The organism is Pseudomonas sp. SR18 (assembly GCF_023701505.1).
GTDB classification, from domain to species: Bacteria; Pseudomonadota; Gammaproteobacteria; order Pseudomonadales; family Pseudomonadaceae; genus Aquipseudomonas; species Aquipseudomonas cyclaminis.
This window is the reverse complement of the sequence record NZ_JAMQAU010000014.1, coordinates 37379-50814: the sequence shown is the minus strand read 5'-3', so window position 1 is coordinate 50814 and position 13436 is coordinate 37379. Positions and strand designations below refer to the sequence as shown.

The window sequence follows — 13436 nt, the reverse complement described above, 5'->3', positions numbered from 1 at the left end:
GATCACCCCGCCTCTTTGGTGGGAACGGCCGCGCTCGGCTCACGATTGCCGATGCGCACCAACACCGGCACCAGGGCAAAGCCCAGCACCACGGCCAGGGTCCCGGCCAGTATCGCCATGGGCCCGCCACTGATGGCGCCATACACGTTCTGCTGGGCCGCCATGGCCACCACGATAGGGATATAGATCGCCGCCCAGAAACTCACGCCCTGCTCCGACTTGCCGGTAAACAAGCCCCGCTTGCCGAGGTAACTGCCCAGGCCAATCAGCAGCAACATGGCGATGCCCACCCCGCCGACGTTGGCAGGAATACCCATCCACTTACCCAGCAGTTCACCGACAAACAGGCCAGCCAACGTGCAGAGCGCCAGAAACGCCACACCGTAGATAATCATTGTTGTTGTCCTCAAAGTGCTCGATCGAAATTGTTGTTTTTGTGCTTCGAAAGCCTTGGGTGGTGCTTTATCGGTGGCGGCGCTCCTCCTCTTGCAGCAGGGCCTGCAACGTGTCCAGGCGCGCGCCTTCGCAGGCGATCACCGTACCTTGTTCGAATACGCGGCGTGACAGACCGGTGAGCACGGCGCCCGGCGGCAGTTCGATTTGCAGGCGCACGCCGCGCTCATAGGCGCTTTGCACGGTGCCGCGCCAGTCGACCACGCGGCACATGTTGAAGGCCAAGTCGTCGCGCAGTTGCTCGGGATTGTGGATCGGCCGCGCACGGGTGCTGCTCAAATAGGTGATACGCGGTGCCTTCAGTGCAACGAACGCTTGCGCCAGCGCCTGGGCCGGTTGCTCCAGCAATGCGCAATGGGACGGCACGCTGACCGCCAGGCGCTTGGCGACGCCATTGCCTTTGATGCGCTCGGCAACGCGCTTCATGGCGGCATCACTGCCGGCGATGACGGTCTGGTTGTCGGCATTGATATTGGCCAGGTACACCGGGGTTTGCGGGCTGTGGACCTCAGCCAGCAAGGTTTCGACGGTGGATAACTGCGGGCCTATCAAAGCAGTCATGCCATAGCCCTTTGGATAAGCCTGTTGCATCAGCTCACCACGCAGGCTGACCAACCTGACCGCATCGGCAAACGCCAGCGCGCCGGCGATTACCGCTGCCGGGTAGGCACCGATGGACAGACCAGCCACGTAATCCGGGGTGTGTTGCAGGAGGCGAGCGTGCGCCACGCCGGCGATCAACAGGCACAGTTGCACGGCGCGGGTACTGGCCAAGGCTTGCGCGCAGTCGAGCCGGCGCACGTCTTCGCCCAAGGCATCGCTGGCCTCGGCCAGGATGTCGGCCGGCAACGCCTGGAGCATGCCCGTGCGCTGGGCGCCCTGCCCCGGAAACACCAGCAGACTGCTCATGCCACGGCCTGCCAGGGGTCGAGTACAAGGTGCGCACCGCTGACGGTTTTGAGCAATACGCGGCGTGACGGCCCGGCCCATTCGCGCAAGGCGACGGCGCCGAACGGGGTTTGCAGCTGCAGGTCAACGCTGCACGCCGCCTTATCCAATTGTTCCAGAAGCGCCCGCGCATCGTTGCGATCCAGCGGCTCAGGTGCGCGCAGGATCAAATCCAGGTCACTCATCGCATGCAGCGCTTCAATACCGCTCGCCAACTCAAAACCCGCACTGCCACTGACGCCCCAGCTTGCCTGGCCCAGCACCGGTCGCACCTGCTGCAATGCCTGCATCGCGGGCAAATCCCGGGTCGAGATCACGGCGCGCAACGCCTCCGGCACCACGCGCCGACGCACCGCCGCCATCGGCATCACGGCGGCAAAACGCTGTTCGCGCAAACGCCCACGCACACCGATCGCCACCTCGCCCGGCTCGGCGAGGGCGCGACGCACCACCACCGGGTGACCGGCGCTGATCACGTCCACCGCCCAGGCCGGTGCGTCGGCGGGCAGATGCGCCGGGGTCATGCCCCAGAGCAGGTCGTGGGCGTTCACCATTGCTCGCGCAACAGTTGGCGCACGTGGCTGGAAGCGGCACGATTGGTGGCGCCGAGGCGTCCGCTCAAATCGGACGTGCCAATGTCCTTGATCGCACTCACCAGACAATCACTGACCCGCGCCACATCGTCCGCCGTAGGCTGTTCAATCTGGCTCACCGTCAAGGTTTCCCACAGCAAACCAAGGCTGGCGTAACTGTCGATGTCATAGGCCATGGGCGGCACGCTGGCGGCCAATACTTCCAGCTCTTCGACGCTGCGCAGGGTCACCCGCGCCGCCGACGCCTTGCCCATGGCGTGCACCATCACACCAGGATCGCGCAGGGCGATCAGGCGATTGGCCTGGTAGCCGTGGGCGAGGAAAGCACCGGACATGGCCTTGCCCACCAGTAGCGCGATCACCGGATGCCCGGCCAATCGGGCGCGGGCGTAGCTGTCGGCGGCGGCGGCCAGGGCTTGATGGATGCCCAAGGCTTCTTCACGACGGCCATAGGCTTGGCTCGGCACATCGACGATAGCAATGATGGGACGCTTGTCGCCGCGAGCGATGGCTTCATCCACGGCCTTGGCCAACCCCCAGCCTTCCAGCAGGCCGACTTCGCCATTGCGGGCACGAGGGAAGCGGTTTTGCTCATCCGTGACCACGGCGATAAAACGACCTAATGGGCCATCGGCGACTTTCAGCGAAGCCGGCAACCCGTCAACAGGTGCGGCGCCGGCGCTCAATGCGTTGAACCACTGCAAACCTCTCATGAGCGTTCTCCCTGATACAGATCGCGAACCGTCGCCGGGTCGATTTGCGCCGCCGCGTCCAGTTCGGCCAGGCGTGCAAGATACAGATCAGCCTGCTGGCTGCGCTGTTGAGCGGGCATGCCTTGATGCAGCAACGCGGTGACGGTCTGTTGGATCTGCGCCACATCGTCGGCCACATAACGGTCGGCGAGACCGCTGTTGAAGCGCTGCTCGCCGCCGGTAAGGCTCCAGATAAACGGGCGGTCACGGGAGTCGTACTCCTCCAGCCCGGCTTCCTGCTCGATCACTTGCGGGCCGTTGAGGCCCAGGCGCGCTTCGCGGGTCACCACCAGATAGCTGCACAATCCGGCGGCAATGGACATGCCGCCAAAACAGCCAACGCTGCCCGCCACCACACCGATCACCGGTTGGTATTGGCGCAGGTCGACAATCGCCGCGTGGATATCAGCAATCGCAGCCAGGCCCAGGTTGGCTTCCTGCAATCGCACGCCGCCGGTTTCCAGCAGCAGCACGGCGCGGGTCGCAATGCCTTTGCGGTTGTCCTCGGCGGCCAGTTCCAGCGCGCCGGCGATTTTTGCGCCGCCGACCTCACCCAGGCTGCCGCCCTGGAAATTGCCTTCGATGGCCGCGATCACCACCGGTAAGCCATCGATGCTGCCCTTGGCGATGATCACGCCGTCGTCAGCCTGGGGCACCACGCCCTGGCGGCTGAGCCAGGGCGACATGACCCGTTGGAACGGGTCGATCAATTCGCGGAACGTGCCGGCGTCCAGCAAGGCCTTGGCCCGCTGCCGAGCGCCCAGCTCAACGAAGCTGTGTCTGGAGAAATCAATCATGGCCGAGCTCCTCGAAACCCTGCTCCAGGCGCAAGCGCACCACGCCGGGGGTGGCACCGAAATCGTGGATATCAATCTTCAGGGCGGGCGGCGTCTGCTCCTGGAAGATGCGTTCGAACACATGCTGCCAGCGTTGCTGAGCGCCATTCACCGAGGTCTGTACCTGAATGGTCAGCGTGCCGGGCGTGCCCGGTTCCAGCAGGACTTCCAGGTCGCCGGAGCCGACGCAACCCACCAGCGCACGACCTTTCGGCGGCTGCCCGGCGGGGAACTCAAAGGATAAGGTTTCCATCACAACGCTCCGTCGAGGCGGTCGATAAACAGGCAGGCGGCCAACAGGTCGGCGGCGCCGCCGGGGGAGGCATTCAGGGCCAGCAATTGGTGGTCGAGCTCATGCAGCTGGCGGCGCCCGGCGAGGCTTGCGCTGCCGCCCGCGTCGAGCACTGCCTGGGCGCCACGCTGCATCGCGTGCAAGCCTTCGGTGCCGGCGCGGTAAAGCACGCAGGTGTCGGCCAGCTCGGTCATGATCGCCAGCAAGGCGTCGAGGCGTGCGTTCTGTTCGCCGGCGTTCTGGCTGCGGCTTTTGTGCAGTTGCACCAGGCCGCGTTGCATCACCGAGGGGAAGCCAAGTTGTGCTTCTTCACGGGCTCCACGGGCGCCGTAGCGTTGCGCGACCTCAGCACCGTGGCTCCGCGATTGTGGGGCGTAGCGGTCGTTGAGCAGGGCCAATCGGGCGGCATTCAGCGTTACTGCGCGAGGTTCCAGGGCTGCCGCAGCAGTGAGCAAGCCGAGCGCCCAGATCGCGCCGCGATGGGTGTTTACACCGTTGGTGGTGATCAGCATCACTTGCTCACCTTCACGGCCGATCCGCCCGAGGGCTTCGCGCAGGGGCAAGCCGACCTCACCGATTTCAAGCGCAGCTTCGGCCATTTCCTTGAACATCGGCCACAACGACAGCGCCGAGGCGTGCATCAGCCCCAGGTGCAAATCGCTGTGGGCGCCATTGCCGCGACGGTCCACCAGGGCAGGTTTGGGCGACAGGTCGGCTTCATCGATCAATGCATCAACGGCCATGTCCGCCAGGCGATCCGCGAGGCTGAGTTCGTGCAGTTTAAGAGCGCGCATTTACCAGCTCCTGAATTTGGCGGGCGGGTTGTACAGGCCACCGGACCAGTCCACCAGATCGGCCACGCTCTTGGCGGCCAACAGCTCGCGGGTGGCGTCGGTACGACGGATGCCCAGATCTTCGGGCAAGGCGATCAGGCCCTCGCGGCGCATGCGCGCGGTGTCCTTGGGGTTGTGACGCAGGCCGATGGCGGTCACCCCGGCGACGGCGGCAATCATCGCCTGGCGCTCTTCCAGGGAGCGCGCCTTGTACAGGTAGGCGATGCCTTCTTCGGTAAGCAGGTGGGTGACGTCGTCGCCGTAGATCATGATCGGCGCCAGCGGCATGCCGCTTTTACGTGCCACTTCCACCGCGTCGAGGGTGTTGACGAAGGTGGGTTTGCCGCCCTCCTGGAAGGTCTCGACCATTTGCACCACGAGCTTTTTGCCGCGCTCCAACAAGGCCTCTGGCGCATCGTCGTGACGCATATCCAACCATGCCGGGGTACCGTGGCGACGGCCACGTGGGTCGTGGCCCATGTTCGGCGCGCCGCCAAAGCCGGCGAGGCGGCCACGAGTCACGGTGCTGGAGTGGCCGTCGCCATCCACTTGCAGGGTGGCGCCGATAAACAGGTCTACCGCGTATTGGCCGGCGAGTTGGCAGAACATGCGGTTGGAGCGCATCGAGCCATCGCGTCCGGTGAAGAACACATCCGGGCGTGCGGCGATGTAGTTCTCCATGCCCAATTCGGTGCCGAAGCAATGCACGCTTTGCACCCAACCGCTTTCGATCGCCGGGATCAGCGTCGGGTGCGGGTTGAGGGTCCAGTTGCGGCAGATCTTGCCCTTCAGGCCGAGGGATTCGCCGTAGGTGGGCAGGATCAGCTCGATGGCGGCGGTGTTGAAACCGATGCCATGGTTGAGCGACTGGACATTGTGTTTTTCGTAGATGCCACGGATCGCCATCATCGCCATCAGCACGTGGACTGGCTTGATGTGGCGCGGGTCGCGGGTGAACAGCGGCTCGATGTAGAACGGCTTGTCGGCCACCACCACAAAATCCACCCAGCTCGCCGGGATGTCGACGCGGGGCAAGTCGGTGACATCGTCCACCAACTGGTTGACCTGCACGATCACGATGCCATCGCTGAACGCGGCGGGTTCGATCAGCGCTGGCGTGTCTTCGGTACTGGCGCCGGTGTAGATATTGCCGGCACGGTCGGCCATGAAACCGGCGGAGAGCACCACGTTGGGGATCAGGTCCACCACCAGCCGTGCGTAGAGTTCGATGTAAGTGTGGATCGCACCGACTTCCAGCAGGCCGTCTTCGAGCAACTGGCTGATGCGCAGGGATTGGGTGCCGGCAAAGGAAAAATCGAGCTTGCGGGCGATGCCCTTTTCAAAAAGGTCCAAGTGCTCGGAACGGCCGACACTGGGCATGATCATGTGCAAATCGTGGAGCTTGGCGGGGTCGACCTTGGCCAGGGAGCGCGAGAGGAAATCGGCTTGTTTCTGGTTGTTGCCCTCCAATACAACGCGGTCGCCCGGCAGGATCAAGGCTTCAAGCGCTTCGACGATCCTGTCACTGGGCAGCACGGCCCCGTCTGCGTACTTCTTGACCAGCCCGAGCCGCCGCTGCTTCTCATCGCGCCGCCGCGTCCAGCGCGAGTCGGGGGTAGTTATTGTTGTCATGGTCGCTCCACGAGGGTTGCTGTCGTGGGCTTACCTTAGGAGTGATTCAGGGGGCCATCAATCAAGCCCGGCGGTGGATCGTTACGGCTGGAGTAATGGACCGTCAGCAAACGCTGACCCGAGCCAGCTGAAGGTCAAGATGTGGTGTCTGTGTGTCAGCTAAGTGATGTATCAACTGACACTCAGCCATCGGGGGCAAGCCCCCTCCCACATTTGCTCAGTGGTGTCTGTGAGATAGCGGTCCCAAACAGGGACTGATCAGTCCCTGTTTGGGACCGCTTGCGCAGAAGGGCTGACCTGCTCCAGCGCTCTATCCACCAATAATTGCCCCAACTCGGCCATTTGCTGAATCCCGAGCATAATGGCGCGCTGGGAAGTGTCCAGGTCGAACTGGTCGATTATCTTGACTACCACTGAGTAGAGGTATCGATATGGGCATGCACAACCCACCTCACCCCGGTGAAATCTTGCTTGAAGATGTAATCCCTGCCCTGGGCATCACCATTACCGAAATGGCGCGACGTCTTGGCTTCGCCCGCGAGACTTTTTCAAGGATCTTGCATGGCCACGCCCCGGTCAGCCCGGACCTTGCCGTTCGGTTGGAACGGGCCGGTGTGAGTACCGCGCAGCTATGGTTGTCGATGCAAAGTGCCTACGATTTGTGGCAGGCCGAGCACCGGGAGCAGCCGGTGATTGAGCGGTTTGCGCGGATTGATTGAGGGCTGGAGCCGAGCGCAAGCCAGCTCCCACAGTAGGTCTCACTGAATTTGAGAAGAGTGTTCAGGCCAATCCGGATTCGACCAGCAAGGCTTCCAACCCCATGAGGTCCGGCACCTTCGCCACCTGTTCCCCCACCTGCACCGCCGCCAGTTCCAACGGGCACAGCGGCACGTCCACGTAGCTCAACTCGCTGTCGAGCTTGTACGACCGGGGAATCCCCTGGATCACCAACGCAATGAACTTCAACGTCGGTCGCCCGCCCAGCGCGTTCAACACCACGATCCGTGAGCGTTCGCCAGTCACGCTGGCCTCGCCGCACGCGGCTTCGAAACTGATCAACGGAATCTGCCGATCCCGCCACGTCACTTGCCGCAGATACCACGGCGGCGCATCGCTGGCCGGTTCGCCGCGTTGGAAGTCGATCAACTCGGCCACGGCGACGTTGGGCAGCACCAGGTGACGGTCAGCCAGGGGTAGCAGCAGGCCGGTGAGTTGGCTGGTGCGGTGGTCAAGCATGGGACTTGCTCCAGTAGGCGATGCTGTCCAGCAGCACCGACTCTTGATACGGCTTGCCGAGGTAGTCGTTGACGCCAATGGCCATGGCGCGGTCGCGGTGTTTCTGGCCGGTGCGGGAGGTGATCATGATGATCGGCAGGCGCATCAGGCGTGGGTCGTTGCGCACTTGCGTGGCCACTTCAAAACCGTCCATGCGCGGCATTTCGATGTCGAGCAGCATCAGGTCCGGGGTGTGTTCTTCGAGCAACGCGAGGGCGTCGATGCCATCTTTGGCGGTGAGCACGTTCATGCCGTTGCGTTCCAGCAGGCGGCTGGTGACTTTACGCACGGTGACCGAGTCGTCCACCACCAGCACCAGTAGCGGGCGCTTTTTCAGTGGGTCGTTGAGGATCAGCGGCGCATCCACCGACTGGGCCGGCAACGCCGGTTGCCGTTCGCGGATATGCGCAAGCAAGTCGATGATCAGCACCACGCGGCCGTCGCCCAGGATGGTCGCGCCGGACAACCCCTGCACCCCGGCAAACTGCGGCCCCAGGCCCTTGACCACGATCTCCCGGGTACCGGCCATGGCGTCCACATGCACCGCCACGCGGCGCTCATTGCACTGCACCAGCAACACCGGTACCGGTTGGTATTGGCCCAATAATTTAGGCCGGCCGACGGTGTGCAGCAGGTCGCCCAGGTAGAACAACTCGTAGCTCTGCCCGGCATATTCATAGCGTGGCGGATCTTGCTGATAGTGCCCAGCCAGCTCATGGGGCAGCACCCGCACCAACGCTTCGATGGTATTGAGCGGGATCGCGTATTGATCGTCCGCGCACTGCACCATCAGCGCACGGTTGACCGACACGGTGAACGGCAAACGAATGCGAAAATGCACGCCCTCGCCCGGCGTCGACTCAATGAACATCGAGCCGCCAAGCTGGCGTACTTCTTCATGCACCACGTCCATGCCCACGCCACGTCCGGAAATCTGGGTGATTTTCTCGGCAGTGGAGAACCCCGGCTGCAAGATAAACTGCAACACGTCGCGGTCGCTGATCTCTTGATGAGGGCCGAGCAAACCACGCTTGATCGCCTTGCGCCGCACCGCGTCCAGGGGCACGCCAGCGCCGTCGTCGCGCATGTCGAACACGATGTCGCCGCCTTCGTGGGTCAGGTCCAGGGTGATGCGGCCCTTTTTCGGCTTGCCGGCCAGCAGGCGCGCCTCACTGGATTCCAGGCCATGATCGACGGCGTTGCGCAGCATGTGTTCCAAAGGCGCCGCCATGCGTTCCAGCACGTTGCGGTCCATCTCACCTTCGGCGTTGCCGACGATGAATTCCACGTCCTTGCCCAACTCGCCCGCCACCTGGCGCACGATGCGTTTGAGGCGTGGCAGCATGCGTTCGAACGGCACCATGCGCGTGCGCATCAGGCCTTCCTGCAATTCGGTATTGATGCGTGCCTGTTGCTGCAACAGGGCGTGCGCGTCCTCGTTGCGACGGTCGAGGGTGTCCTTCAGATCGAGCAAATCGGAGGCGGATTCGGACAACGCACGTGACAATTGCTGCAACTGCGAATGGCGGTCCATTTCCAACGGGTCGAAGTCTTCATAGCCCAGGCGCTCCGCCTCGGCCTGTTGGCGGCTGAGGATGCGGCCCTGGGTTTCGGTGTCGAGGCGGCGCAGTTGATCGCGCATGCGCTCGATGGTGGTTTCCACCTCGGTCAGGGCGATGCGTGCGTCATTGACTTGCTGTTCAATCCGACCACGGAAGATCGAGGTCTCGCCGGCCAGATTGACCAGGTCATCCAGCAGATCAGCGGAGATCTTCACCATGTCGGCGGCGGGATCAACGACCGCCTCGGTCTTGCCTGCGGGCAATGCGACCGGTGCCACTGCTTCTACGCTTGGGTGCACCAGGCTTCTGATGCGTCCGATAAGCTTGTCCACCGCGCCCACGGGCAAGCCGTCTGCCACGGCGTCGATCATCTGCGCCAGGCGGTCATGGCAGCCTTGCAGCAGCGCGAACAGTTCGGCGGACGGTGCGAGCAAGCCGGCCGATAGCCCTTCGTAGAGAAACTCAAGCTCATGGGCCAGGTCACCAATCGGTCCGATCTCGACCATGCGCGCGCCGCCCTTGAGGGTGTGCAAGTCGCGCAGCAGGGTCTCGACTTCCTGGCGATTGTTCGGCTCGGCTTGCCAGCGCAGCAGCGCGCTGCCGGAGCTGTCGAGAATATCGGCGGCTTCTTCGAGGAAGATATCCAGCAATTCCGGGTCGGCGCCCGCCGTTTCAGGCGCAGGAGCCTGTGCGGCGGGCGTACTGCTCTGGCGCAGTTCGCGCAGCTTGGCAACCAGCTCGGCGCTGTCGCTCAAGGGCTGGTGGCGGTGCAGTTCGTCCAGCTGTAAAGCCAGGCGTTCATGGCTGGCCATGAGCACCTGGGACAGCTCGGTGCTGTAGCTGTAGCGCCGGTCCACCAGGCCTTCGTAAAGGCATTCCAATTCGTAGGCCAGATCGCCCACCGGGCCGATTTCGGCCATGCGCGCGCCGCCCTTGAGGGTGTGCAGGTCGCGCTGCAACGAGGACAACGGTGCTGCGTTTTCAGGTTCCAGCAACCAGCGTTTGAGGGACTGCCCGGCGCTGTCGAGAATGTCCACGGCTTCTTCGAGGAAGATCTCGACGATCTCATCGTCCATCGCCGTTTCATGCTCCAACTGCGCGGTGGCGGCGCCCAGTTCAGCGATACTCAGCGCACGGTTGCCGTCGGTTTTGATCAGGCCAGTCGCGGACGGGTCGAGGGCATCGTCCAGCAGGTCGCGCAGGGCCTGCACCCGGGCCGGCACCGGGCTGATTTCCTGGCCGGCGGCCAACTGGTCAAGCATGTTGATCAGTGCTTCATGGGCCTGTTCGGCCTCATGGAAAAACCGCTCGCTGACCGCCAGGCTGCTCTCTTCCACCGCCCCATAGAGGTCGAGCAAGGCTTCGCACAACTCGTCGATGGGATGCAGGTCGGCGGTGTGTGCGCCCTCCCCCAGGGTGGTCAGTTCATCCAGCAGAGCGGTGAGTTCCTGGCGCTCGCCGGGGTGCTGTTGCCAGCGCCGCAGCAGGCTTTCGGCGTCGAGCAGGATGTCCATGCCCTGGGCCAGGAAGTTGGTGATCAGTTGCGGGTCGCGTTTGATGCGCAAGCCGGTGTTGGGCGCGTCGAGCAGCGCGGCCAACTGATGGTCGAGCAGGGTTTGGGTGCGGCCAATCAGGTCGGCCGCGCCCTTGATCGGCACCAGAGGGTCGCGGTCCAGTTGGCGTAAGCCACGCTGGAACAGGGCTTCGGCTTCCAGCAGCAACTCTACTTCGTCCAGATCCAGCGGCAGGCGATGGGCCTTGTATTCGCGGGTCAGGTGATCCAGCGGTCGCACCAGTTCGGCGATCGGTAATACGCCGGCCATGTAGGCACTGCCCTTGAGGGTGTGCAGGGCGCGTTGCAGCTCATCGCTGACTTGCAGTGGCACATGCTCGGCGGCCTGTTGCAGGAAGTGGTTGAGGCTGTCCAGGTGGCTCTGGGCTTCATTGCGGAAGATCTCCAGCAGCATCGGGTCATGGGGCTCGGCAGCGGATACAGCGCCGCCACCGGCCAAGGCGTGGGCGCGAGCGGCCAGTGCGTCGACTTCGTCGCGTTGGTGTTGGTCGTCCGTCGCAAAGTCGGCGATCAATTCCGGCAGCAAAGCCACGGCATCATCCAGCACCTGCTGGATTCCGGGGCCGAGGGCCACGCTGCGTTCGAGCACACGGTTCAGCAGGTTTTCCACGGCCCATGCCAGTTCGGCCAGCACCAGGGCGCGCACCATGCGACCACTGCCTTTCAAGGTATGGAAGGCGCGGCGCATTTCGCCTTGGGCGGTTTTGTCCGCGCTGTTGGGTAAGTGACGGTGCAGCACGTCGAGGACTTCGTCGGTCTCTTCGAGGAAGACTTCGCGCAGTTCATCGTCGATGGGCGCTTCATCAGCCGGGGGTGGCAACAGGCTACCGGGGCGTTGCAGAGCCGGCGGGTTGAGGCGCGACGTGGGGTTGGCCAACGCGTCGAACTGGGATTGGCTCGGGGCCTCATCCGTCGACAGCACGCCATCGGGGGCCAGCAAGGCCTGGCGCCAGGGTTTTTCAGCAGGCAGGTAACCCAGCGCCGCGAGGCTCTGGGTGGCCAGTTCCAATACCCGTTCACCGGCGGCGTCGGGGTCCTGGAGCATGCGTTCGAGGTAGTACTCCAGGCTGCTGATTACCTCGGCAAAATGGGCCAACTGCGTCTCGGACGGCGCGTCATGGTTGACGACCAACTGCTCATCGACGTAATCGGTGCAGCCGCGCATCAGGCTCGCTGCACGCGGCAGCGGAATCATCGCCAATGCGCCGCGCACCTGGCTCAGCAGTTCCGGCAGGGACTCCAGGCGCTGACGGTCCCAGTCGGCTTCGATACAGTCAATCACCAGCTCTTTGGCTTGCTTCAGGCACTGGCAAGACTCGCGGATCACCAGTTGGTGAATCTGAGTCAGGTCGGTGGTGGGCAGGCGGCTTTCTTCGCGGCTTTCCGGTTCGACGGTACCGGCCATTCCGGCCAGGGTGGCTTCGACGTAGAGCAGCGCGCCCGCGACGTCCATCAGTACGGCGTCATTGGGTTCGCGTTGGCCTTGGGCCAGGCTCAGTACCACCGCAAGCTGATCGATGATGACTTTGCGCGGCTGGCCGAACCCCAGCACCGCCAGGGTATCGGCGATCTGCCGCAGCGGCGCCAGCAGCGCATCAAGGTCGTGGGTGTGTTGGCGGTCGCTGCGTACGAACAGGTCGAGGCGCTCCTTGACTCGCACCAGCTCTTCACACAACGCACCGAGCACCGAGCCCATGGCATTGCGGTCCGGCCCGGCCAGGCGGGCACGTTCGGCGTCGACCACGGCGCTGTCGGGCAAGGCTTCATCCAGGCCGTAGCGTTCCTTGAGGCTTTGCATGCGCGGCGTCGGCCGGGTGACTTTGGCGACGTAGAACAACAGGCTCTTGAGCAACTCATCCGGCGCAGACTGGTTGATTCCGCCAATGCCTTGGGCCAGCAAACGCTTGAGCTGCTTGTCACTGGCCTTGAGCAGGCTGCGCAAGGCCGGGCTGTTGGCAACAACGCCGGTGAGCATGCCTTCGACCAGCGCCGACGCCACTTGCCACAACGGCAACAATGGCGCGCCCTGGCACAGGGCTTCAAGGCGTGCGAACACACGCGCCATGTCTTCCAGATTGCTGGGGCCGTGGTCTTCACGCAGCAACCCGGCGAGGGCCTGTTGCAGCAATTGATGCCATTGGCGCAGTTGTTCATGCAGGTCCGGCACTGCGCGTTGGGCCAGGGCTTCATCGGGCAGTGGCGCAATCGACAGCAGTTGTGGGCTGAACAGGCTGGTTTCCGAGAGCAGGCTTTCACCTCGCGCACTGCGCAGGTCGTTGAGCAGCGGCAGCACCACCAACGGCAGATCGCGGCGGGCGCTGTGCACGCGGTCGAGGTACAGGGGCAGTTGACCAAGGGCCTGTTGCAGCAGACGGATACTTTCCTCGCGCTGGCTGACCTGCCCGGCCTGGAGCGCCAGGGCCAGTTCTTCGATCTCTTCGGCGAGCAGCGCCGCGCCGTAGAACTCGACCATTTGCAGCGCGCCATGCACTTGATGGATACCGGCCAGGCATTGGCAGATTACGTCATCGTCATGGGTTTCGACAAACGCATCCAGCGCCGAACGGGCCTGTTTCAGGGTTTCGGCAATGTCGCCCTTGACCCATTCGAGGGCCACGTAGTCGTGCCGGTCAACCATAACTGCTCCGCTTAGAATTCGTGGGTTGCTGGTATTGCCCAGATCTCAA

General features: G+C 63.6%; 11 protein-coding genes and 1 pseudogene. 1 reads left to right on the top strand and 11 read right to left on the bottom strand.

Annotated features, from left to right (window positions below):
• Positions 1-2: 2 nt before the first annotated feature.
• The 9 genes and pseudogenes from madL to NDJ82_RS27740 all read right to left on the bottom strand — a co-directional run.
• The gene (gene madL, locus NDJ82_RS19895; protein ID WP_112192657.1) at positions 3-395 is read right to left on the bottom strand and encodes a malonate transporter subunit MadL; all 393 of its coding nucleotides are present in this window, start codon (positions 393-395) and stop codon (positions 3-5) included.
• 67 nt (positions 396-462) lie between these two features.
• Entirely contained in the window at positions 463-1362 is a 900-nt protein-coding gene (gene mdcH / locus NDJ82_RS19890) for a malonate decarboxylase subunit epsilon (RefSeq protein WP_250926144.1), read from the bottom strand.
• On the bottom strand, positions 1359-1955 hold the full coding sequence (locus tag NDJ82_RS19885) for a malonate decarboxylase holo-ACP synthase (RefSeq protein ID WP_250926143.1): 597 nt from the start codon (positions 1953-1955) through the stop codon (positions 1359-1361). Before NDJ82_RS19885 ends, mdcH begins: the two co-directional genes overlap by 4 nt.
• Positions 1949-2707, bottom strand: coding sequence for a biotin-independent malonate decarboxylase subunit gamma (gene mdcE / locus NDJ82_RS19880; protein ID WP_250926142.1), 759 nt, complete (start codon positions 2705-2707; stop codon positions 1949-1951). Before mdcE ends, NDJ82_RS19885 begins: the two co-directional genes overlap by 7 nt.
• A complete protein-coding gene (locus tag NDJ82_RS19875; protein ID WP_158879145.1) occupies positions 2704-3543 on the bottom strand; it encodes a biotin-independent malonate decarboxylase subunit beta in 840 nt (279 codons plus the stop codon). Before NDJ82_RS19875 ends, mdcE begins: the two co-directional genes overlap by 4 nt.
• A complete protein-coding gene (locus NDJ82_RS19870; RefSeq protein WP_099585823.1) occupies positions 3536-3835 on the bottom strand; it encodes a malonate decarboxylase subunit delta in 300 nt (99 codons plus the stop codon). The genes NDJ82_RS19875 and NDJ82_RS19870 overlap by 8 nt, the downstream gene beginning before the upstream one ends.
• Positions 3835-4668: a triphosphoribosyl-dephospho-CoA synthase gene (locus NDJ82_RS19865; protein WP_099585824.1), complete on the bottom strand. Its 834-nt coding sequence runs from the start codon at positions 4666-4668 to the stop codon at positions 3835-3837. Before NDJ82_RS19865 ends, NDJ82_RS19870 begins: the two co-directional genes overlap by 1 nt.
• Entirely contained in the window at positions 4669-6339 is a 1671-nt protein-coding gene (gene mdcA / locus NDJ82_RS19860; protein ID WP_250926141.1) for a malonate decarboxylase subunit alpha, read from the bottom strand.
• 258 nt (positions 6340-6597) lie between these two features.
• Positions 6598-6729 (bottom strand): annotated as a pseudogene (locus NDJ82_RS27740) (DUF6124 family protein); the annotation flags it as partial.
• Positions 6730-6770: 41 nt separating this feature from the next.
• Between NDJ82_RS27740 and NDJ82_RS19855 the strand changes: the two are divergent.
• Complete coding sequence (locus NDJ82_RS19855) at positions 6771-7058, top strand: HigA family addiction module antitoxin (protein WP_020301914.1); 288 nt, start codon at positions 6771-6773, stop codon at positions 7056-7058.
• A 61-nt stretch (positions 7059-7119) separates the two neighbouring features.
• On the opposite strand, the gene NDJ82_RS19850 is transcribed toward NDJ82_RS19855, so the two are convergent.
• Both NDJ82_RS19850 and NDJ82_RS19845 read right to left on the bottom strand, forming a co-directional pair.
• Positions 7120-7575 carry a chemotaxis protein CheW gene (locus NDJ82_RS19850; RefSeq protein ID WP_099585829.1) on the bottom strand — a complete coding sequence of 152 codons (456 nt, stop codon included), beginning with the start codon at positions 7573-7575 and terminating at the stop codon, positions 7120-7122.
• The gene (locus NDJ82_RS19845; protein ID WP_250926140.1) at positions 7568-13387 is read right to left on the bottom strand and encodes an Hpt domain-containing protein; all 5820 of its coding nucleotides are present in this window, start codon (positions 13385-13387) and stop codon (positions 7568-7570) included. The genes NDJ82_RS19850 and NDJ82_RS19845 overlap by 8 nt, the downstream gene beginning before the upstream one ends.
• Between the last annotated feature and the right edge of the window lie 49 nt (positions 13388-13436).